Source organism: Collimonas sp. (assembly GCF_039923675.1).
GTDB lineage: Bacteria > Pseudomonadota > Gammaproteobacteria > Burkholderiales > Burkholderiaceae_D > Collimonas.
Genome location: NZ_JBDTCG010000089.1, coordinates 1 through 20,470 on the forward strand (window position 1 = coordinate 1; position 20,470 = coordinate 20,470).

At 56.2% G+C, this 20,470-nt stretch carries 20 protein-coding genes and 1 tRNA gene; 12 read left to right on the forward strand and 9 right to left on the reverse strand.

The window, feature by feature from the left end:
- The first annotated feature begins 395 nt into the window (after window positions 1-395).
- The 5 genes from ABI171_RS18835 to ABI171_RS18855 all read left to right on the forward strand — a co-directional run bounded on the left by ABI171_RS18835 (window position 396) and on the right by ABI171_RS18855 (window position 4,851).
- Window positions 396-1,112 (forward strand): ABC transporter permease, encoded by a 717-nt coding sequence (locus tag ABI171_RS18835; protein ID WP_348094072.1) that lies wholly within the window; start codon window positions 396-398, stop codon window positions 1,110-1,112.
- A gap of 30 nt (window positions 1,113-1,142) precedes the next feature.
- On the forward strand, window positions 1,143-2,063 hold the full coding sequence (locus ABI171_RS18840; protein WP_348094073.1) for a glycine betaine ABC transporter substrate-binding protein: 921 nt from the start codon (window positions 1,143-1,145) through the stop codon (window positions 2,061-2,063).
- Between the two features lie 10 nt (window positions 2,064-2,073).
- The gene (locus ABI171_RS18845) at window positions 2,074-2,727 is read left to right on the forward strand and encodes an ABC transporter permease (RefSeq protein WP_348094074.1); all 654 of its coding nucleotides are present in this window, start codon (window positions 2,074-2,076) and stop codon (window positions 2,725-2,727) included.
- A complete protein-coding gene (locus ABI171_RS18850; RefSeq protein ID WP_348094075.1) occupies window positions 2,724-3,848 on the forward strand; it encodes an ABC transporter ATP-binding protein in 1,125 nt (374 codons plus the stop codon). The genes ABI171_RS18845 and ABI171_RS18850 overlap by 4 nt, the downstream gene beginning before the upstream one ends.
- A gap of 142 nt (window positions 3,849-3,990) precedes the next feature.
- Complete coding sequence (locus ABI171_RS18855; protein ID WP_348094076.1) at window positions 3,991-4,851, forward strand: DMT family transporter; 861 nt, start codon at window positions 3,991-3,993, stop codon at window positions 4,849-4,851.
- 111 nt (window positions 4,852-4,962) lie between these two features.
- Here the strand turns inward: ABI171_RS18855 and ABI171_RS18860 are convergent, their stop codons facing one another.
- Window positions 4,963-6,372 carry a DEAD/DEAH box helicase gene (locus tag ABI171_RS18860; RefSeq protein WP_348094077.1) on the reverse strand — a complete coding sequence of 470 codons (1,410 nt, stop codon included), beginning with the start codon at window positions 6,370-6,372 and terminating at the stop codon, window positions 4,963-4,965.
- A gap of 504 nt (window positions 6,373-6,876) precedes the next feature.
- Between ABI171_RS18860 and ABI171_RS18865 the strand changes: the two genes are divergently transcribed.
- Complete coding sequence (locus ABI171_RS18865; protein WP_348094078.1) at window positions 6,877-7,413, forward strand: OmpA family protein; 537 nt, start codon at window positions 6,877-6,879, stop codon at window positions 7,411-7,413.
- Between the two features lie 103 nt (window positions 7,414-7,516).
- Here ABI171_RS18865 and fabI read toward each other — a convergent pair whose 3' ends face one another.
- From fabI to gloB, 3 genes are all read right to left on the reverse strand, one after another.
- The gene (gene fabI / locus ABI171_RS18870) at window positions 7,517-8,299 is read right to left on the reverse strand and encodes an enoyl-ACP reductase FabI (protein WP_348094079.1); all 783 of its coding nucleotides are present in this window, start codon (window positions 8,297-8,299) and stop codon (window positions 7,517-7,519) included.
- A 222-nt stretch (window positions 8,300-8,521) separates the two neighbouring features.
- On the reverse strand, window positions 8,522-10,021 hold the full coding sequence (locus tag ABI171_RS18875) for a transglycosylase SLT domain-containing protein (protein WP_348094080.1): 1,500 nt from the start codon (window positions 10,019-10,021) through the stop codon (window positions 8,522-8,524).
- A gap of 239 nt (window positions 10,022-10,260) precedes the next feature.
- Window positions 10,261-11,067 (reverse strand): hydroxyacylglutathione hydrolase, encoded by an 807-nt coding sequence (gene gloB, locus ABI171_RS18880; RefSeq protein ID WP_348094081.1) that lies wholly within the window; start codon window positions 11,065-11,067, stop codon window positions 10,261-10,263.
- On the opposite strand from gloB, the gene ABI171_RS18885 reads away from it, so the two are divergent.
- The 6 genes from ABI171_RS18885 to ABI171_RS18910 all read left to right on the forward strand — a co-directional run bounded on the left by ABI171_RS18885 (window position 11,066) and on the right by ABI171_RS18910 (window position 15,078).
- A complete protein-coding gene (locus ABI171_RS18885; protein ID WP_348094082.1) occupies window positions 11,066-11,866 on the forward strand; it encodes a methyltransferase domain-containing protein in 801 nt (266 codons plus the stop codon). The two genes, gloB and ABI171_RS18885, sit on opposite strands and share 2 nt — an antisense overlap.
- A gap of 74 nt (window positions 11,867-11,940) precedes the next feature.
- Complete coding sequence (gene rnhA / locus ABI171_RS18890; RefSeq protein ID WP_348094083.1) at window positions 11,941-12,375, forward strand: ribonuclease HI; 435 nt, start codon at window positions 11,941-11,943, stop codon at window positions 12,373-12,375.
- Window positions 12,376-12,459: 84 nt separating this feature from the next.
- Window positions 12,460-13,191, forward strand: a complete 732-nt coding sequence (gene dnaQ, locus ABI171_RS18895; RefSeq protein WP_348094084.1) for a DNA polymerase III subunit epsilon — start codon at window positions 12,460-12,462, stop codon at window positions 13,189-13,191.
- 72 nt (window positions 13,192-13,263) lie between these two features.
- A tRNA-Val gene (locus tag ABI171_RS18900) sits at window positions 13,264-13,340 on the forward strand.
- Between the two features lie 52 nt (window positions 13,341-13,392).
- Window positions 13,393-14,028, forward strand: coding sequence for a hypothetical protein (locus ABI171_RS18905; protein ID WP_348094085.1), 636 nt, complete (start codon window positions 13,393-13,395; stop codon window positions 14,026-14,028).
- Window positions 14,029-14,301: 273 nt separating this feature from the next.
- Entirely contained in the window at window positions 14,302-15,078 is a 777-nt protein-coding gene (locus ABI171_RS18910; protein WP_348094086.1) for a hypothetical protein, read from the forward strand.
- 19 nt (window positions 15,079-15,097) lie between these two features.
- On the opposite strand, the gene ABI171_RS18915 is transcribed toward ABI171_RS18910, so the two are convergent.
- From ABI171_RS18915 to otsA, 5 genes are all read right to left on the reverse strand, one after another.
- Complete coding sequence (locus ABI171_RS18915) at window positions 15,098-15,841, reverse strand: LytTR family DNA-binding domain-containing protein (RefSeq protein ID WP_348094087.1); 744 nt, start codon at window positions 15,839-15,841, stop codon at window positions 15,098-15,100.
- 50 nt (window positions 15,842-15,891) lie between these two features.
- On the reverse strand, window positions 15,892-16,956 hold the full coding sequence (locus ABI171_RS18920; RefSeq protein ID WP_348094088.1) for a histidine kinase: 1,065 nt from the start codon (window positions 16,954-16,956) through the stop codon (window positions 15,892-15,894).
- 128 nt (window positions 16,957-17,084) lie between these two features.
- A complete protein-coding gene (locus ABI171_RS18925; protein WP_348094089.1) occupies window positions 17,085-17,780 on the reverse strand; it encodes a GNAT family N-acetyltransferase in 696 nt (231 codons plus the stop codon).
- A gap of 834 nt (window positions 17,781-18,614) precedes the next feature.
- The gene (cspD, locus tag ABI171_RS18930; protein ID WP_038490688.1) at window positions 18,615-18,818 is read right to left on the reverse strand and encodes a cold shock domain-containing protein CspD; all 204 of its coding nucleotides are present in this window, start codon (window positions 18,816-18,818) and stop codon (window positions 18,615-18,617) included.
- A 268-nt stretch (window positions 18,819-19,086) separates the two neighbouring features.
- Window positions 19,087-20,463: an alpha,alpha-trehalose-phosphate synthase (UDP-forming) gene (gene otsA / locus ABI171_RS18935; RefSeq protein WP_348094090.1), complete on the reverse strand. Its 1,377-nt coding sequence runs from the start codon at window positions 20,461-20,463 to the stop codon at window positions 19,087-19,089.
- Between the last annotated feature and the right edge of the window lie 7 nt (window positions 20,464-20,470).

Consider the following 20,470-nt stretch of genomic DNA (forward strand, 5'->3'; position numbering starts at 1 on the left):
CCATTACTGGACGTCATCAAGAAAAGTTGTTAGAATAGCTGGCTCTCAACAACATCGTGCCTTCTCAACGGCACATTTTTGGGTTTCGTGGCTCGCGTCAGCGGGTTGTCTCATGCTTCGGCAACGCCGGAGTTTCAGTTAGCGTCGGGGAATGATTCCTCGCATTCTGTACCGCCCCATGCGGTAGTCGGCTCGTTCAATGTCCTCCCTGCGGGAAGACCGGGCGAGATTATAAAAAATGAGTTGTATGTCACGCTGACAGGCGCCTGCCATTGCGGTGCGTGCTCGGTGGTCATTCAATATGCATCGTCAAAAAAGTCGGATCTGCGATCGCAGGCTCACGCCCGTGCTTTGCCGGAGACTTTTATCGACTGTGCTTATGGAAGGAAAAAAGCATGACAAATCGCTATCGCAACGTCTTGGCAGGCGCCGCGATCACTATTCTGGTTGTGGCCGCTATCGGCTGGTCGATTGGCCTTGCGGTCATCCATCAATACCAGGGCGACCTGATCTATTACACCGGCCGCCATCTGGTGCTGGTGGGGTGGTCGTTGTCGTTGTCGCTGCTGTGCGGCATTCCGGCCGGCATTCTGTTGAGCCGGCCTTATTTTGCCCGGCATGCCGAAAAATGGATGCAGCTCTTCAATATCGGTAACACCATTCCTTCCATGGCGGTGCTGGCGCTAGCGCTGGCGGTGTTTGGCATTGGCGACAAGCCGGCCATCATCGCTTTGTGGCTGGCGGCGCTGCTGCCCATCGTGCGCAATACCTTCGAGGGTTTGAAGCAGGTTTCGCCCTCGATGAAAGAGGCGGCCAAGGGCATCGGCATGAAGCCGCTACAGGTGCTGCTCCGGGTCGAACTGCCGAACGCCTTGCCGATCATCGTCGGCGGCGTCCGCACTGCGCTGGCAATCATCGTCGGCACCGCGCCGCTGTCGATCCTGATCGGCGGCGAAAGTCTGGGCGGCCTGATCTTTCCCGGCATTTATCTGAACAACCAGGGACAGCTGTTGTTGGGCGCCACCGCTACCGCGGTGCTGGCATTGATGCTGGACGCCATCGTCTCGCTGGGCAGTAATGCCTATCTGAGCAAACGCGGGCTGTTGCGCTGATCACTCCCCATCGGACAAGGAAAAACAAACATGCATTATTTATCTAAAGCCGGACCGCGCATTGCCGCACTGCTGGCAGTGACGCTTGGCCTGTCCGGCATGGCGCCGGCCCGCGCCGCGGACCTGGTGGTCGGCGGCAAGAACTTTACCGAGCAATTGATTTTGTCGTCGATGACGCAGCAGTACCTGAGCGCCAAGGGCTATGGCGTCGATCTGAAGAACGGCCTGGGCACCACTATCATGCGACAGGCGCTGGAAAGCGGGCAGATCGATATCGTCTGGGATTACACCGGCACCGCGCTGATCGTCTACAACAAGATCGACGAAAAACTGGACCAGGACCAATCCTACGAAAAGGTCAAGGAACTCGACGCCGCCAGGAATTTGATCTGGCTCAAGCCATCCGCCTTGAATAACACCTACGCCTTGGCGGTGCCGCAAAAGCGCGCCGAGGAAGAGGGGTTGAATACCATCGAAGATCTGGCCAACAGCATCAACCGGAGTCATCAGCAGGATCCGGATAAAAAATACCTGATCGGGGTGGACTTTGAGTTTGCCTCGCGCCCTGACGGCCTGGAGCCGTTGCAAGCCTTGTATGGCTTCAAGTTCGACCGTAGCGAAGTGAAGCAGATGGATGCCGGCCTGGTGTACACCGCCTTGCATAACGACCAGTTGAATGTCGGCCTGACTTATTCGTCAGATGGCCGGGTGCAGGGCTTCAACCTCAAGCTGCTGGAAGATAACAAGGGTTTCTTCCCGTTTTACAGCGCGACGCCGATCGTACGCAAGGAAATCCTCGACGCCAATCCGCACCTGGCAGATCAGTTGAATGCGTTGTCGGAAAAAATCGACACCGCCAAGATGACCGAGATGAATAAGAAAGTGGATATCGACCAGTTGCCGATAGCCCAGGTCGCCGCAGATTTCCTGCGCGCCGAAGGCTTGATATGAGAGGCACAGAATGACATTTTTCAATTATCTGCTTAGCGCCTGGCCGGAAATCCTGCATCTCACCATCCAGCATCTGATGCTGGTCGGCATAGCGGTCGGCCTGGCGATCCTTATCGGGGTGCCGCTCGGCATCGTGATGATCCGCCATCGCTGGCTGGCCAGCCCGATGATGGGCTTGGCGACCGTGATCCTCACCTTGCCGTCGATTGCCTTGTTCGGCTTGATGATCCCGCTGTTCTCGCGCTTCGGCCAGGGTTTGGGGCCGCTGCCGGCGATCACTGCGGTGTTCCTGTACTCGCTGCTGCCGATCATGCGTAACACCTATCTGGCGCTGGACGGCATCGAACATGGCATCAAGGAAGCCGGCATCGGTATCGGCATGACTTTCTGGCAGCGGTTGCGGCTGGTCGACTTGCCCTTGTCGGTGCCGGTCATCCTGGGCGGCGTCCGTACCGCCGTTGTCATGAATATCGGCGTGATGGCCGTGGCGGCGATTATCGGCGCGGGTGGTTTGGGTGTCCTGATTCTGCACGCCATCAGCCAGAGCAATATGCAAAAACTCGTCGTAGGCGCGGTCTTGATCAGCTTGCTGGCGATTGTCGCCGACCTGCTGCTGCAATGGCTGCAGCGCCTGCTTACACCGAAAGGAATGCAAAAATCATGATTCAACTCGACCAACTCAGTAAAGTATTCACGCAAAAAGACGGTAACAAGGTCAAGGCGGTAGATGAGGTCAACCTGACGGTTGCCGAAGGTGAAATCTGCGTGTTCCTCGGGCCTTCCGGCTGCGGCAAGACCACTACCTTGAAAATGATCAACCGCCTGATCACGCCGACTTCCGGCCGCGTGCTGTTGAACGGCGAAGATACGACAGATATCGATGAAGTCACCTTGCGCCGCAAGATCGGCTATGTGATCCAGCAAGTGGGCCTGTTCCCCAACATGACCATCGAAGAAAACATTACCGTGGTGCCGCGCCTGCTCGGCTGGGACAAGAAGCGCTGCCGTGAACGCGCGACTGAACTGATGGCGATGGTGGCGCTTGATCCCAAGCGCTTCCTGAGCCGCTATCCGCGTGAATTGTCGGGTGGCCAGCAGCAGCGCATCGGCGTGATCCGCGCGCTGGCGGCAGATCCGCCGGTGCTGTTGATGGATGAGCCGTTTGGCGCGGTCGATCCAATCAACCGTGAATCGATCCAGAACGAATTTTTCCAGATGCAGCGGGCGCTCAACAAGACCGTCATCATGGTCAGCCACGATATCGACGAAGCCATCAAGCTGGGCGACAAGATCGCGATTTTCCGCGCCGGCAAGCTGGTGCAAGTAGATCATCCGGATACCTTGCTGGCGCGGCCCAAGGACGAGTTCGTCGGTTCCTTTGTCGGTCAGGACGCCACCTTGAAGCGCTTGCTGCTGGTGCGCGCCGGCGATGCCGCCGCCTACTCGGCGACGGTGCAGGAAGATGCCTGCATGACAACCGCATACGGCGTGATGGATGAGAACGACTACCGTTATGTCACGGTTACCAATGCTGCCAACCATGCGCTGGGCTATGTGTCGCGGCGCGATGCGCGCGGCGGCGGGGCGGGCGCCTGCATCGAGAAAATGAAGCCGTTTACCGTCAGCGCGGCGCCGGATGAAAACCTGCGCGTGGTGTTGTCGAAGATGTATAAGCACAGCACCAGCTGGATGCCGGTGATCGACCAGGATAATAGCTATCTGGGTGAGGTTACACAGGATTCGATTGCCGACTATTTGAGTTCGGGCCGCTCGCGCGCCAAGTAATCCAGTCGGCTGATGGTTGATAAGCGGGGTTTGCGTCTCAGGCGCAGACCCCGCTTAGCATTTACAATGTACGGTTTTGTTGTCTAACGCCGTCATTCAAGTCTATGCGTGAATATTCAAGATGTTTCAGCGGGGCTAGCGCATGACTGCTGGCGTGATTGCTTTGGTATTGTGCGCGGCCTTGCTGCACGCGTCCTGGAACGCCATGCTGAAAAGCAGCGGCGACCGCTTGTGGGCTATCACCCTGATGACTGTCGGTTCTGCGGTGGCGGCGGTGCCCATCGTACTGTGGGCGCCCATGCCGGCGGCTGCCAGCTGGCCCTATATCCTGATGTCGGTGGTGCTGCATGCCGGCTACAACCTGTTTTTGGTCCGTGCTTATCGGGCCGGCGATTTCGGCCAATCCTACCCCATCGCACGCGGCTCGTCGCCGCTGCTGGTTTCACTGGGCGCCGCTTTTTTTGCCGGTGAACAGTTGGGGACTTTGACGCTGATCGGCGTCGCCCTGATTTCGCTCGGCATCATCAGCCTGGCCCAGATCAAGCTCAATAACCGCCGCAACCCGGATGGCCGGCGCCAATGGGATGCGCCGTTGTCGGCATTCACCACCGGTGTATTCATCGCCGGCTACACCATCGTCGACGGCCTCGGTTCACGCGTGGCCGGCAGTGCGGCATCGTATGCCGGCTGGATGTTCCTGCTGGATGGCTTGCCCTTGCTGGTGATCTACCTGTCGCTGCATGGTCGTTTGCCGGCAGTGCTGGCCACACGCGCAACCTGGAATGCGCTTGGTGGCGGCGTCATGTCGTTGCTGGCCTACGGCATTGTGATCTGGGCGATTACGCTGGTGCCGATGGGGCCGGTATCGGCATTGCGCGAGACTTCGGTATTGTTTGCGGCCTTGATCGCGCGCATGTTCCTGGGCGAGGCGCTGACCTTCCGCCGGCTATCCTCGTGCGCCGTGATTGCGGCGGGCGCGGTGGTTCTGGGATGGACATCCTGAGATTCCGCTCATGTCGTGTCAGCGAGCCACAATGAAAAAGGCCACTGGAATTCCAGTGGCCTTTTTATTTATTGCGTGGCGATCATGCGATCGCCGGACTTGCCTGTGTGATTAACGATCGCCAAACGAGCGACGTGCGCCGCTGTCGTTGGTGCGGTTGCCCTTGTAGCCGCCAGCGCCACCGCCTTCTTTACGCGGTGCGCCCGGCTTGCTGAAAGTACGGCCTGCCGGCTTCGCGCCGCCACGGTTGTCACCTGGTTTCCAGCCGCCTGGTTTGTGGTTCGAGCGTGGCGCCGAAGCGCTGCGCTTTGGTTCGAAACCTTCAACCACATCGACCGGGATCAATTGCTTGGTGAAACGTTCGATACGCTTGACGTTGACGCCTTCAGCGTGGTTCACCAGCGATACCGCGACACCGTTACGGCCGGCACGGCCGGTACGGCCGATACGGTGGACGTAGTCTTCCGGGAATTTCGGCAGATCGTAGTTGAATACGTGGGTGATCGCAGGAACGTCGATACCGCGCGCGGCAACGTCGGTCGCAACCAGCACACGGACTTGACCGCGACGCAGGCTGTCCAGGGTGCGGTTACGCGCGCCTTGATGCATGTCGCCATGCAGGGCTGCAGCTGCGAAGCCGGCGATGTTCAGACGGTCGGCGATGGTGTCGGCATCACGCTTGGTAGCGGTGAAAACAACTGCCTGGTCCATGGTGACGTCGCGCAGCAGGTGGTCCAGCAGGCGATTCTTGTGCGACAGGTCGTCGACGAAGTGAACCTTCTGTTGGATGTTTTCGTGCTTGCTGGCGGAACCGGCGATCTGGATGATCATCGGGTTCTTGGTGATGCGCTTTGCCATGTTGCCGACAACGCCGTCCAGCGTAGCCGAGAACAGCATGGTTTGGCGGGATTCCGGAGTCGCGTCAACAATCTTTTCGATGTCGTCGATGAAACCCATGTCCAGCATGCGGTCAGCTTCGTCCAGCACCAGGATTTCCAGTTGCGAGAAATCGATCTTGCCGGATTCCATGTGGTCGATCAAACGGCCTGGAGTAGCAACCAGGATTTCCGGATTCTTGGCCAGCAATTGCATCTGCTTTGGATAAGGCATGCCGCCCAGGATCGAAATCGCCTTGACGCGCTTCATGTGCGAACCGTACTTGTCGGTCGCAGTGGTAACTTGCAAAGCCAGTTCGCGGGTCGGTGTCAATACCAGCATCTTCGGTTGTGCCGGCTTGAAACGTGGACGCTCGCCGCGTGAACGGGAGGCTTGCATTTCTTGATTCGGGGTCTTGCCCGCAGCAGGAGCAGGGGCAGCTTGTTGCTCGGAAGCGAATTTATGCAGCGCCGGCAGCATGAATGCCGCGGTCTTGCCGGAACCGGTTTGCGACGACACCATCAGGTCGCGGCCTTCGATTGCGGCAGGGATGGCTTGTTCTTGAACGCTAGTCGGTTTGGTGTAGCCAGCCTCGGTCAGTGCTTTGATAACGGACGTGTGGAGGCCAAGTGATTCAAAAGTCATTTTTCTTCTTTCGTAAAGTGCAGCGTCATAAGCTACAAATAATCGCGCAAACTATCGACTAGCGATGAATGCAGCGAACGCAAAAAAGCAACGCCAACCAACGAAATGACTAAGAGACAAATACAAAGAAATTTCGGCACAAAAGCTTTGCGCCGGGACGGTGTCAGGATCGACACACAAGGCGGGAGGGCTTTTACAATGCAATGTCCCACAAAGATCAGGACACGCTTAGGCTTGCGCAGCTACATATTATTTTTTTACAGCAGGTTTTTACAGCGCACCAGAAACTGGATATGATCGTGAGTCAGTGTACTGTCTGCGCTCGTTATTGCAACGCAGCACAGAATAGTACAATACTTTTAGACTTCGCGCAGCTTATTCACGCAATTGCCGGGAATATGTCGTTGATTTGTCGCTATAAAGTCGTTTGTCGGCAGCGCATTCTGGTCTTTTGCAGATTCGGATACAATCAAATATTTACTAATCAACAATAGGAGCGGTTGCATGGATAATAACGATAGCGAACAAAAAGCAGCGTTAGGCATTGTTTGGGCCATCGTAGGCGTGGTTGTAGTGGCAATGTTGTTGCTGGCCGGCTATTTTGGCGTTACCGCAGGCAAGGGCGGCGGTAAGCCGGCCGCCACGGCGTCGGCCCAAAATGAAGCTGCGCTTGCTGCGGCCAGCGTCGCTAGCGTTACCACTGCCGCAGAGCCGGCTGCAGCCGGCGTTCCCGCCGCTGTGAAAATCTTCTTTGAAACAGGCAAGTCCGAAGTGCCGGCTAGCGCCGCCACCGATGTCGCGGCAATCGTGATGTACCTGAAAGCCAACCCGTCGGCTAGCGCCTCGGTCTCCGGCTTCCACGATGCCAGCGGCAACGCCGACGTCAACGCGGAAGTATCGAAAGGCCGGGCCAAGGCCGTACGCGCCTTGCTGGTCGCTGCAGGAGTGGAAGAAGCCCGCGTGATGCTGGACAAGCCGCAGGTTTCGCTGGCTGGCGACGATGCCGGCGCTCGCCGGGTCGAGGTGACTGTTCATCAGTAAGCGGTTCCGTCCGCAGCGCTAACAAAAAAGCCCGGCATAGTCTGCCGGGCTTTTTTCGCTCTACACATCAATGTAGAGCGAAGATTTCTAACGTATGGAAGAATTACTCGGCGATACCGCCCACCACTTGCGAGAAACCGCCGTCGACGTAGGTGATTTCGCCGGTGATGCCGCTAGCCAGGTCTGACAGCAGGAAGGCGGAGGCATTGCCGACATCTTCCAAGGTCACATTGCGGCGCAGCGGCGCATGTTCAGCGACAAAGCCGAGGATTTTGCCAAAGCCCTTGATACCGCTGGCGGCCAGGGTCTTGATCGGTCCTGCCGAGATGCCGTTGACGCGAATCCCTTTAGGGCCCAGCGAACCGGCCAGGTAACGAACACTGGCTTCCAGCGATGCCTTGGCCAGGCCCATGGTGTTGTAGTTCGGGACCACGCGTTCCGAGCCGAGGTAGGTCAGGGTCAGCAGCGCCGAGTTCGGGCGCAGCAGCGGAATTGCTGCCTTTGCCATCGCCGGGAAGCTATAGGCGGAAATATCATGCGCTATCTTGAAACCTTCGCGTGACAAGCCGTCCAGGAAGTCGCCGGCGATCGCGTCCGCAGGGGCGAAGCCGATGGCGTGCACCAGGCCGTCCAGGTGGTCCCAGGATTTGCCGAGGTCGGCAAACAGGGCGTTGATTTGCTCATCGCTGCCGACGTCGCAGTCGAAAATCAATTCGCTGTCGAATTCTTTCGCAAAATTGGTGATGCGTTCCTTGAAGCGGTCGCCGACATAGGTGAACGCCAGTTCGGCGCCTTCACGTTTGCAGGCTTGCGCGATGCCGTAAGCGATCGAGCGGTTGGACAGCAAGCCGGTGATCAGAATTTTTTTGCCTTGCAGGAATGCCATATTGACTCCAGATGTGCGCGCCGTTTGCATGCGGGCGCTTGGTGGTGTACTTGAATTTCTTATCGAACAGGGCAAGATTGTAGGGGTTCGCCGCGCTGAGGGCAACCATGCCGGTGCGCCAGGCAATCTTGCATTTTTAATATTGCCGGTTAATTTAAAAAAGCCCCATGGCGCCGAGCGGCAGCGCCATGGGGCTTTTGAACAGGCTATCGCTCGCGAATATCAGCTGCGCGAGCCTCTGGCGGAAGCCAGTACCACCGGTTTGCCGTTCTTTTTCGCGGCCACTTTGTTTTTACCGCTCGCAGCCGCAGTGTGATACCGGACATTGTGACCGCTTTTCTTGCCGCCGGAGCTTGACGCCACCATGCGGTTCGGTACTTGCAACTGCAGGCTTTGGCCGCGGCTGACGCCATCGTGATGCAAGCCGTTCCAGGCCTTCACCTGGCTCACGCTGACGCGGTAACGCGAGGCAATGGAAGCCAAGGTGTCGCGCTTGCCGACTTTGACATAGATGCGGCGGCTTTCCGGCGCATCCGGCGTCACGGCCATGGTGGCGTTGTCGGCGACTTCAGCGGTGATATCGCTATCGGACGCTTCGGTTTTCGGCACCAGGATGGTGGAGCCGGCCTTCAGTAGCATTCTTGGCGGGATGTGATTGACTTCGCGGATGATGGCCGGAGTCGTGTCGAATTTGGCGGCGATGGTTTCAATCCGCTCGCGGGCGCTGCCGACGGTGTGCGAGGTCCACGATGACAGCGTTTGTGTCCACTTGGTCAGGTTGTTCTTGAATTTTTCAGCGTTGCTTTCCGGCAGAAGAATCTTGGTGTCGGCGCTGCCGATGATGACCGGGCGGTTGAATTGCGGGTTGAGGGCTTTGAACTCGTCCAGCGATAATTCCGCCAGCTGCGCTGCAACCTTGACGTCGATGTCGCGTGTCTTGCCGATGGTGACGAAGTAAGGCTGGTTATCGACCTTGGGCAGTGCGATGTTATACATTTCCGGCGCCGCAATGATGTTCTTCACGGCTTGCAGCTTCGGCACGTAATTGCGGGTTTCGGCCGGCATCAATGGCGCCAGGCTATTGAAATCGGTCGGCAAGCCGGCGGCCTGGTTCTTGTTGATGGCGCGCTGCACCGAGCCTTCGCCCCAGTTGTAGGCGGCCAGCGCCAGTTGCCAGTCGCCAAACATGCCATACAATTTTTGCAGGTAGGTCAGCGCAGCGTCGGTCGAGGCCAGGACATCGCGGCGCTCATCCTTGAACATGTTTTGCTTAAGGTTGTAATCGCGTCCGGTGGAGGGCACGAACTGCCACATGCCAGCCGCCTTGGCGCTGGAAAGGGCTTCCGGATTGAAGGCGGATTCGATGAACGGCAGCAATGCCAGTTCGGTCGGCATGCCGCGTTTTTCCAGCTCTTGCACTACGTGAAATAAATAACGGGAAGCGCGCACTGTGGTGCGCTCAAAATACTCGGGCCGGGCACTGTAGAAATCGGTCTGGTTGACCACCTGCTGGTTGTCCAGGTCAGGGATGGCGAAACCCTTGCGTATCCGGGCCCAGATGTCGACTTGCTCCATGCCAAGCATGCCGGCGCTGGGGTCGTTCGGGTCGATCAAGCTGAAAGTGGGGGTGTAGATGGAAATGTCGTTGGCTTGAGCCAAGAGCGGTGTGCCGAAGAAAGCAAGCGCGGCAAAGGCGAATGTCTTGAGTTTTAGCTGGTACATGGCTTCAATTTATGTGACCGGGATGTCATCTACCGGTAATAATGGATTAAAACGCAGTGTACGTAAGGCAGTTTTCTCCCGTCAAGCAGAAATTGCACTGTTACATGCGATAAGTGATTGATTTATTAGGTATTACTTTTAAGAAATCGATATGCGGAAACTATCTGACGATAGATGACAATGGGTCGCTTCGATTAACATCTGGTCTTGTCAAATTTTTTGCCGGATTTTTTTCCGCATTATTTGAAGCTGTTTTTCCATTCCCGCAAGGCAGCAAAAGCAGCTACCGGACCGGTTTCCAGCTGTCTGCCGGTGAGACGGCCGCTGTCATTCAGACTGGCAATAATCGTTGGCTGCCGGTACCGCAGGAACGGGTTGGTCGCATTTTCCAACGCAATGGTTGAGGGTACGGTAGCTTGCTGGCGGTTGCGCTTGGCTTGTTCGTTTGCCATGCGGGCGACCAATTGCGCGTTGTCCGGCTCTACCGCGATGGCAAAGCGCAGATTCGAGATGGTATATTCGTGGGCGCAGTAAACCAAAGTGTCGCCCGGCAACTTGCTCAGTTTTGCCAGCGAGCTGACCATTTGGCCCGGGCTGCCTTCAAACAAGCGTCCGCAACCGCCGGCAAACAGGGTGTCGCCGCAAAACAGCCAGGGCTGGCCTTGCGCCACGTAGGCAATATGGCCGCTGGTGTGGCCGGGAACATCCAACACGGAAAAGCTTAATTCCAGCTCCGCAATGGTGGCTGCATCGCCCTCAACCAGTCTCTGCGTGACGCCGGTAATTGCTTCGCCGGCAGGGCCGAATACCGGCACTTTGAAACGCTGCAGCAAAGTTTGTACGCCGCCGACATGGTCAGCGTGGTGATGAGTCGTTAAAATAGCGGCAAGTGTCAGGCCATGTGCTTCAAGTGCGGCCAGGATTGGCTGGGCATCGCCCGGGTCGACCACGGCGGCATGACGGCCATCGTGAATCAGCCACAGGTAATTGTCGTTAAATGCCGGTACGGCCAATACACTCAACGATTTATTTAATAGGGCAGGCATGGGAAATCCGTCAGCAGAAAAGTCCATTATAGCGCTCGGCCCCTGGCTGCAGACGCCCACCGGCAGCTACATGCTGGAATGGGAGCAGGCGCGCTTGGACGTCATGACGGCGGATATCTTCGGTTTCAACGCGATGCAGATCGGCGTTCCGCAAATCAAGGCTTTGCAGGCTAACCGCATGCGCCATAAATGGGTTACTGACAGCCGGCTTACTGACAGTCGTTTGCCGGAAGCCGGTGAGGCGCAATGCGGCGTGGTGGTGACCCATGATTTTGCCGAATTGCCGTTTGCTTCGCAGAGCCTGGATCTGGTGGTGTTGCCGCATGTGCTGGAGTTCGCCGCCGAGCCGCACCAGATTTTGCGCGAGGTCGAACGGGTGCTGATCCCTGAAGGGCAGGTCATCATTTGTGGCTTCAATCCTGCCAGCCTGTGGGGAATCCGGCAAACTGCGGGCCGCATGTCGGGCGCGCATTTCTTGCCGCAAAACGCCGAGTTCATCAGTTTGCTGCGTTTGAAAGACTGGCTGAAGCTGTTGAACATGGAAGTCAACCGCGGCCACTTCGGCTGTTATGCTCCGCCGTATACCAGCAGCAAATGGCTGCACCGTTTTGCATTCATGGAAAAGGCCGGCAATCGCTGGTGGCCGTATTTCGGCGCGATATATATTGTGCAGGCGATCAAGAGAGTCAAAGGCATGCATCTGGTCGGCCCGGCTTTCAGCAAGCAAGCCATCAAGGCGGCGCGCGGAGTGCCTGCCACCAACAAGATCCACAAGGCGGATCATAACGGTATCGAGTAATAACGATTTTCAGAGAGCAGTCCACGATGCAGGCTGTGATAACAACAAGTAGCGAGAAAGTGAAGCAATCAAGTATGGATAAAGTAGAAATTTTTGCCGATGGCGCATGCAAGGGCAATCCTGGCACCGGCGGCTGGGGCGCGCTGCTGGTAGCGGATGGCAAGGAAAAGGAACTGTTCGGCGGCGAGCGCAATACCACCAACAACCGGATGGAGCTGAAAGCGGTGATCGAAGCGTTGACCGCCTTGACCCGTCCTTGTGAAGTGACGGTGTTCACCGATAGCCAGTACGTGCAGAAGGGCATCAGCGAATGGATTCATGGCTGGAAAGCGCGCGGCTGGAAAACCGCGGCGCGCGAGCCGGTAAAGAATGTCGACTTGTGGCAAGCGCTGGATGCGGCCCAGGCGCAGCATAAAATCGAGTGGCGTTGGGTAAAGGGACACTCCGGCCACGTCGGCAACGAGCGCGCCGACCAGCTCGCCAATCGTGGCGTGACGACGGTTTTATAATACGGCTGTCAGATTGTCCGCAGCGTTGTCTGCGACGATTATTGCAGAGGATGTTTTTATGTTTGTATTGAAGATTGAGTGACCATGCGCCAAATTGTTCTGGATACCGAAACCACCGGTCTCAACCCGCGTACCGGCGACCGCGTCATCGAAATCGGCTGCGTCGAATTGATGAACCGGCGACTGACCGGCAATAATTTTCATCGCTATATCAATCCCGAGCGCGATTCGGAAGAGGGTGCGCTGGCGGTCCACGGCCTCACCACAGCGTTTTTGAGCGATAAACCGAAGTTTGCCGAGATTTTCGACGAGCTGCGCGCCTTCACCCGCGGCGCCCAGGTCATCATCCACAACGCCCCCTTCGACTTGGGCTTCCTCGACGCCGAATACAAGCTCTTGTGCCAAAGCCCGTTTTCAGGCGATGTCGCCGGCGTCATCGATACGCTGGTGCAAGCCAAGGAAATGTATCCCGGCAAGCGCAACTCGCTGGATGCCCTGTGCGATCGCTACGGCATTTCCAATGCCCACCGCACCTTGCACGGCGCATTGCTGGACTCGGAATTGCTGGCCGAGGTGTATCTGGCCATGACGCGCGGCCAGAACAGTTTTAGCATCGATGTCGGCGGCGGCCACAGCGATGCCGATGGCGACGGTGCAGCGATGGCGCTGCTGCCTTTGGCGGAAATCGTGGTGCGAGCAGCCAATGAAGAAGAGCTGGCAGCGCACGAGTTGCTGCTGAACGGCTTGGACAAGGATGCCAAAGGCGCGTGCATATGGCGTAAACCGGCCCCCGAACCCGTAGAAAACATGCCGTAAAAGCGCTCTTGTAAAAAATCTACACAAGACACTAGCCACGAACAAGATTTGCTATTATAATTTCGCTTCTTTAGGCGCGTAGCTCAGCTGGTTAGAGCACTACCTTGACATGGTAGGGGTCGTTGGTTCGAGTCCAATCGTGCCTACCAGTATTCTCGGAGTCGTTGGGAATGCTGGGGTGGTTCTGGATTTACTCCGGAATTGATCAAAGAAAAATCTGTTGCAGGAAATGCTGAATGGGAGCCCGATATGGCTTCCATTTTTGCTTTCTGCCTCCCTCCATCTGCAGCATCAATCCATGAGCGCCCTGACAGAACGAGCCGCCCCGGTTTTTTCCAGGGACTGGCGTACCGGATGGTTTTTCAGCCTGTCATTTCTGCATTACGTCCACGGCAATATACTTTTCATCGCAACGGGGATGAAAAGCTGTGTATCCCGATCCAGCTCTGGGCCTCGACGTATGGCGGCGATGGCGTCACGCCTGACAGTGTGGCCGCGGTTCGCCGTAATCTTCCCGTGGCGCCAGACTGGAGGCTGGTGGAAAATGCGACACACTTCGGCTTCGTTCTACCTTGCACACCGGCTTTGCTCAAATCAAAACCAGAGATCTGTAGCGACCACCATGGTTTCGATCGGACCGCTTTCCATGCCGATTTCAATGCCCGGATACTGGCCTTTTTCAAGCAGCACCTCGGACCCGCTGCCGCGATATCTACCCAACCTCAACCGCATCATGCCGGAATCGCTCGTATTGAGGTTCCTACAGAGGTTTATTGCGCCGATAAAAAATCAATAAAAAGGGTATTGAAAATCAGTTTGGCGTCGCCATATCCGTAAAGTCTCCTCCAACTCTCCCTAAGTTTTGGATTTAATCCGCTACCGCAAGGCAGGCGGTTTTTTTTTGTCCAATGATTTGCGTATCTTTCCACGATAGGCCCGTTGCAGGAAATGAAAATGATTCTGGGGCCCCGCAAGCAGACTTTGATTTGATAACATGCACTGGCGTTGCCGTTCAAAAACCGCTAGTCCCGTATTGATATCAACAATAATGGACGCCGCCAGAACCGGTACAATGTTGAAATAGTTTCTTCCCCACTCTTTGGAGAATGAATGAAATTTACCGCTCAACAGTCTGACGATGGCGTTACCGAACGCCTTTTCGACCTCACCGTAGCCGGCGCAGTGGTGCCTGGCGTGCTGTGGACGCCTGAGGCGGCCGTTGGTCCGCGGCCGTTGTTATTGATAGGACATGGCGGTTCGCAACACAAGTTGTTTGCGCCGCTGGCCGCCTACGCAAAAAATTACGCCAAGACTTTTCACTATGCTGTGGCGCTGATCGACGGGCCTGGTCATGGCGCACGGACCACGCAGGAACAGAGCGCCGGTTTCGGCGAAAAAATCAGGCAGCAGATGAGCCGGGGTGAAGGTCTCGGCGGCGAGGTGCTGGAGCGCATGATGCAATGGGCGGGTCAGGCAAAGCCGGAGTGGCAGGCGGTTCTGGATGCGGTGCAGTTGCTCGATATCGTTGGCAGCGGCGGGCCGGTAGGCTATCTCGGGCTTTCGATGGGGGCCCTGAGCGGCATATCGCTAGTGGCTGACGAGCCGCGAATCAAGGCTGCGGTATTCGGCCTGGCGGGTTTGCATGAGGGTAGCCAGGTATTGGCCGAGGCAGCCCGGAAACTTGCGGTTCCGATCGAGTTCCTGCTGCAATGGGATGATGAAATGGTGTCACGTCAAGCTGCCATGGCGCTGTTCGATGCCATTGGTTCGGCGGAGAAGACGCTGCATGCAAATCGCGGCGGGCATGGCGGCGTGCCACCTTTCGAACGTGCTGGCTGGATGCAGTTCTTCAGCCGTCACCTGGGTCCGGCGATCATCTCGCCGTAGCGCCGGTCCTGCATTATGGCTAGATCGACATGTTGCGCAACATCCTCGACGCTTCCCGGTTAGCGACAAGTTGCGTGCCGTCGCGCATCTGCAGCAGCAACTGCGATTGCTCGTCTGTCTTCATGGATTCGACAAAGTCGAGATTGACCAGAGTGGAACGGTGAATCCTGATGAATTTCCCCGGGTCGAGCCGCGCGCTCAGTTCGGCCAGGCCGATGCGTACCAGGAAGGTTTTTTTCCGGGCGGCGATGACGGTGTATTTTTCTTCGGATTTCAAATATTCAATTTCGTCCATCGCCAGCGGAAAAATATGACCGCGGTCGCGCACCAGAATCCGTTTGAGCTGCGCCGTATCGCGTTCTGCGGCCTGCTTCAGCGCCAGTTGTAGAAGATCTGCCGATGGTGCGGAAACTCCCAGCAAGCGCTCGACGGCGGCATCGAATCGTTCGCGCGAAAACGGCTTGAGCAGATAGTCGACGGCGTTCAATTCGAATGCTGTGACCGCATATTGATCGTAGGCGGTGGTGAAGATGAATTCCGGCAGGTGAACCAGCTGCCGCACGACTTCCAGGCCGGTCATCTCGGGCATCTGGATATCCATGAATACCACCTCGGGCAGCATGATCTCGATATTTGTCAGGGCGGTCGCGCCATCCGCGGCCTCGCCAATCAAGCGCAGTTGCGGACGCTCGGTGATCCAGTCACGCAAGGTTTCACGGGCCAGCGGTTCATCTTCTGCAATAAAGACGGTTTTTGTTTTCATGGCGCTTTGCGATGTCTATGAATGATGAAAGTATCAGCGAGATTTGATGATCATGCTGTTTCAAGTGGAATGGACAGATATATGGCGAACCCTGCGTCCGGCGCTGTCTTGATATCCAGGTTTCCACGCTGGCCGTATTCCAGTTTCAAGCGCCTGGCGACTGTCTTGACGCCGAGCCCGCTTGAATCCTGCATGAGCTGTGGATTGCACCCCGGACCGTCGTCGCTTACCGCGATATCAATGGTATCGGTGGCGTTGTTGACGCGTGCGCTGATGACAAGTTTGCCTGGGCGGCTGTGGGGATTGAACGCGTGTTTGATGCTGTTCTCCACCAGGGGCTGCACGGTGAGTGCAGGCACCAGATGGTATCTTGCGGCCTCGTCGATATTCCATTCAACGTTGAGGCGGGTTCCGAGACGCAGCGATTCGAGGGCGAGATAGTCGCCCACGAATTTGAGCTCCTCATCCAATGTCACCATGGATTCTCCGCTCTTTTCGGTATCAAGAATATAGCGCAGCATATCTGAAAATTTAAGCAGCGCAGCTTCTGCAGCGCTGGATTCCTTGCGGGTGAGGGCGATGATGGAATGTAGTGTATTGAAAAGAAAATGCGGATTCAATTTGTTGCGCAGCGCTGTCAATTCCGATTTTGCCAGCAAGGTTTCAGCTTGCGAAATCGCGATGGACTGCAAGCGGGTTGTTTCAATTGCGCGGATGGCGTGGAAAATGCCTGCAGTAACCGCATACATAAGGAAATACATCCACGACTGCCATATGACCGCTTGCACCATATCAGATTTTCGGGTGTTCAGATTGTGATAAAAGATGAAGACATACATCAGCGACCCGCAGAGTACGGTAAAGCATATTGCCGATCCGATGTGAATTGCAGCCGACGCAACCGTGCTGCAATTGGCACGCTTAAGATATCCGGTTAAAGGCCAGACCAGGAAAAGAAGAGGGATCGCCGGCCCGAGGCAGCAGGCTGCCGCAAGCATGCCCTCTCCAATTCTGATATTGCCGGTATACAGGCCTTCGCCCTGGGTAGCCAAGACATAGAATGGAAAAACAGGCAGCCAGGCAGCAAGGTAAAGTGGCCAGATGCGTCGACGCATGGTCGGTCCTTGTTAGAACTTAGATTGTTCATTGTCTCTCAGAATGTGTTGCTTGACCCCGATCTTGGCATGAGTTGAGGAAAACAGTGGCTGAAATGCCGGAATCCGAGATTCGCCGTCAATTAACCTCATTTTTTTTCGCTCGGCTTGAAGTCGGTCCTTGGCCACCAGCACAGACTTGCCATGCGTTCCTGTCGCTGGAATCCCAGGGTTTCGTAGAGCCGTGCCGCGTGATATTTTTCATCGGCCACCATGACCAGCCTTTCTGCGCGTCTGAAAGCATCTGCGGCAACATGATGCACCAGGGCGCGGCAGATGCCTTGGTTGCGATAGGGTGGTTGTGTAAAGACTGCCTGAAAGCGCCCGGTTTCTCCGGTGAAGAACATGCCAAGGTTGGCGACCTGTTTATCCGCGATAAATGCACCCCACCAGCCACCTTTGTCGTCGGTAATCATTTGCGGGTACATCGCCTGCAGCCCGGCCAGATAACTCAGGAATTCCTGTTCGGGAAAGTTGCCGGCGTTTTCGGCCATCTGCATTGCCTTCCAGTCTGCCCAGTCGGCGGCATGCGTATAGCGACGGATCGTAACTTCCCGCTTTGCTTGGCTTGGTGCGATCAGATCCGCCGGCCGGGCAATGAGAACAGTGCTTTCACGAAAATCATAGCCGGCCCGGATAAACGCATCTGGTATCAAAGGCGCACTTTCAAGCGCAGGCCATAGAAAAGTACGATGCTTGATAAGCGGCGGCAGCCCGACCAGATTGCCAAAATCGGTTTCCAGTTGCGCACGGTCTTGATTGTGTGGTGGGCGCTCCAGTAGCAACAGGTTGCCAAAGTAATAGTCAGGAGAGGAGGGGGCCGCACCACAGTGTATTTCTCGTGTTGAGTGACTTTCCCCTTGACGCAATTGAACATGAGTTCGGTCAGGATGCCGCAATGCGCGACTTTATTGTCTTGATTTTTCATAGCCCAATAAATGAGATGTGCCGGGGGACGTCACGCGCCCGGCAAAACGGAGGACGGAAAAGCGGACTGGATTTTCTTCCGTCAGCCGCACCAATACTGCGCTAACATAAGCCAAGCATCAACCACCTGACCATCTATCGACGCCCGATGACTCCTGCCCCGAAGAAAACGCTGATCGCCATAGTTGTAGTATGCATCCTGATCGTTTTGGCAATTTATCTCAGCCTTGCCTATGACAAGCACAAGTGGATAGAGTCATGCGTCAATGGCAACGAGCTTTTCAGCAAGGAGCAGACCGTGCAAACTTGTGAATTGCAGTACATCAAATCCCAAAAATGAGTTCGTCCTCAAGTTTGATCTTGTAGGCACGATATTACGTCTGGTTTCAACGTCTATCATCCAGCACAGGGGGATCTTGGCAGCGCGAGGTTAATCAAGGCCCGACCTGGCTTAAGCAGGATTTTGAACGCGCAACAAGAAAACCGGCTTTGCCATTGAAGGCCAGCCGATAAAAAGAAAATGGGAGCGCATAGCTGCTCCCATCTTTTGATTTCGCTGATTGCTCGCGATTATTTCGTCCCGGCAGGACAAAAAATCACTACAGACTCAATGTCTCAGCGAATCTTTGGATAACTTGATTCTTGTACCTAACTTACGAAAAATTTTCAGGCTTTTCGCTAGTTATTGTGCATCAAGGATTCTGGATGTTGGAAGCTTGCTTGCCTTTAGGGCCGTCCGTCACGTCGAATTTTACTTTTTGGCCTTCTTTGAGCGTCTTGAAGCCGTCCATCTGGATAGCGGAGAAATGCGCGAACAAATCTTCGCCGCCGCCGTCTGGCGTAATGAAGCCGAAGCCTTTGGAGTCATTGAACCACTTAACAATACCTGTTGCCATGATAATCTCTCGAATAATTACACATCATATTAGTGATAAAACGGTAAGTTTTTCACTAACTAATTTACACACGATGAAGCTTTATAGTGTGGCCACGCACTCAGACTAATAGTGCAAAGAGGTCGCTTCTGTACGCTAACCAACTTAAGACAGTTCGTCAATAGTGAATATGCATCGATAGTGTTGTTTTCATGCTAATCCAGCGAGGGGCGTCATGGAAGCGCAAGGATATTTATCGATGATTCCAGCCAGGCGCTGTCTTTTGTCGTCAGCGGACATTGGCCAGTGATTGAAGAAACTGCTCGCGCCACCAGTGCACATCGTACTTGCGGATATTCGCCAGCAGCGCCTTGTGGCGCGCCTGGCGCTCGGCCAGCGGCATTTGCAAGGCGCGCTGGATGGCTTGCGCGGTGCCAGGAATATCGTAGGGATTGACCAGCAGGGCCTCTTTCAATTGTTCTGCCGCGCCGGCGAACCGTGACAGCACCAGTACGCCAGGATCGGCTTCATCCTGCGCCGCAATGAATTCCTTGGCGACCAGGTTCATGCCGTCGCGCAGCGGCGTCACCAGCGCCACATCGCAAGCCCGGTACAAACCGGGCAGCCGTTTGCGGGCGACGGTGCGATGAATGTAGCGGATCGGCATCCAGTCGAAATCGCCGTAATTGCCGTTGATGGCGCCGCACAGGCTTTCCAGTTCATGCTGGATGTCGGCGTAGGCGTCGACGTCTTCGCGGCTCGGCGAGGCGACCTGGAGCAAGGTTGCGCTATGCTGGTTTTCTGGGTACTCGCGCAGCAATTCGTTGAAGGCGCGTATCCGTTGGGGCAGGCCTTTTGAATAATCCAGGCGGTCGACTCCGATCAGCAATCGGCGTCGTGAATACTCGGTGCGGGTGCTTTCATACGTGTCGACCGCTTCGCGTGCCTGACCAAGGCGCTGGAAATCGTCGACGTCGATCCCGATCGGAAAGGCGCCGGCCGTGACGGTACTGTTGAACGCTCGGAACTGGCCGGCGCCGATGGTTTCAGCGGTGGCCTCGGCTTTGACGTAATGCGAGAAATTCAGCAAATCGGCTTCGCTCTGGAAGCCCACCAGGTCATAGGCAAACAAGGCACGCATCAGCCATTCATGCGATGGAATCGCGGCCAGGATTTGTTGTGGCGGCAGCGGGATATGCAGGAAAAACCCGATCCGGTTGCCGCAGCCCATGGCGCGCAATTCCGCCGCCAGCGGGATCAGGTGGTAGTCGTGGATCCAGATCAGGTCGTCCGGTTTGAGCAGTGGCATCAGCTTGCGCGCAAACAGGTGGTTGACGCGGCGATAGCCGCTCAGATAGCCGGATTCCAGGTTGGCCAGGTCGAGCCGGTAATGGAATACCGGCCACAGCACGCCGTTCGCATAACCGCGGTAATAAGCATCGTGATCTTCCTGGCACAAATCCATTTCAGCCAGCGTCACCGGCCCGGCCTGGTGCACGTGCATCTCGCCTTCGCCGGGTGTGCCGTCCTTGACTACGGTACCGCTCCAGCCGAACCAGAGGCCGCCGGTTTTTTTCAGTGTTTCGCCTAACGCTACGGCGAGGCCTCCGGCCGCGGGTTTGCGCGGATCGGCAAGCCGGTTGGATACGACTACCAGGCGTGACATAGGCAGC

Coding starts and splice junctions, on each gene's coding strand:
- ABI171_RS18835 (WP_348094072.1), top strand. CDS start 396: ATGACAAATCGCTATCGCAACGTCTTGGCAGGCGCCGCGATCACTATT.
- ABI171_RS18840 (WP_348094073.1), top strand. CDS start 1,143: ATGCATTATTTATCTAAAGCCGGACCGCGCATTGCCGCACTGCTGGCA.
- ABI171_RS18845 (WP_348094074.1), top strand. CDS start 2,074: ATGACATTTTTCAATTATCTGCTTAGCGCCTGGCCGGAAATCCTGCAT.
- ABI171_RS18850 (WP_348094075.1), top strand. CDS start 2,724: ATGATTCAACTCGACCAACTCAGTAAAGTATTCACGCAAAAAGACGGT.
- ABI171_RS18855 (WP_348094076.1), top strand. CDS start 3,991: ATGACTGCTGGCGTGATTGCTTTGGTATTGTGCGCGGCCTTGCTGCAC.
- ABI171_RS18860 (WP_348094077.1), bottom strand. CDS start 6,372: ATGACTTTTGAATCACTTGGCCTCCACACGTCCGTTATCAAAGCACTG.
- ABI171_RS18865 (WP_348094078.1), top strand. CDS start 6,877: ATGGATAATAACGATAGCGAACAAAAAGCAGCGTTAGGCATTGTTTGG.
- fabI (WP_348094079.1), bottom strand. CDS start 8,299: ATGGCATTCCTGCAAGGCAAAAAAATTCTGATCACCGGCTTGCTGTCC.
- ABI171_RS18875 (WP_348094080.1), bottom strand. CDS start 10,021: ATGTACCAGCTAAAACTCAAGACATTCGCCTTTGCCGCGCTTGCTTTC.
- ABI171_RS18885 (WP_348094082.1), top strand. CDS start 11,066: ATGGGAAATCCGTCAGCAGAAAAGTCCATTATAGCGCTCGGCCCCTGG.
- gloB (WP_348094081.1), bottom strand. CDS start 11,067: ATGCCTGCCCTATTAAATAAATCGTTGAGTGTATTGGCCGTACCGGCA.
- rnhA (WP_348094083.1), top strand. CDS start 11,941: ATGGATAAAGTAGAAATTTTTGCCGATGGCGCATGCAAGGGCAATCCT.
- dnaQ (WP_348094084.1), top strand. CDS start 12,460: ATGCGCCAAATTGTTCTGGATACCGAAACCACCGGTCTCAACCCGCGT.
- ABI171_RS18910 (WP_348094086.1), top strand. CDS start 14,302: ATGAAATTTACCGCTCAACAGTCTGACGATGGCGTTACCGAACGCCTT.
- ABI171_RS18915 (WP_348094087.1), bottom strand. CDS start 15,841: ATGAAAACAAAAACCGTCTTTATTGCAGAAGATGAACCGCTGGCCCGT.
- ABI171_RS18920 (WP_348094088.1), bottom strand. CDS start 16,956: ATGCGTCGACGCATCTGGCCACTTTACCTTGCTGCCTGGCTGCCTGTT.
- cspD (WP_038490688.1), bottom strand. CDS start 18,818: ATGGCAACAGGTATTGTTAAGTGGTTCAATGACTCCAAAGGCTTCGGC.
- otsA (WP_348094090.1), bottom strand. CDS start 20,463: ATGTCACGCCTGGTAGTCGTATCCAACCGGCTTGCCGATCCGCGCAAA.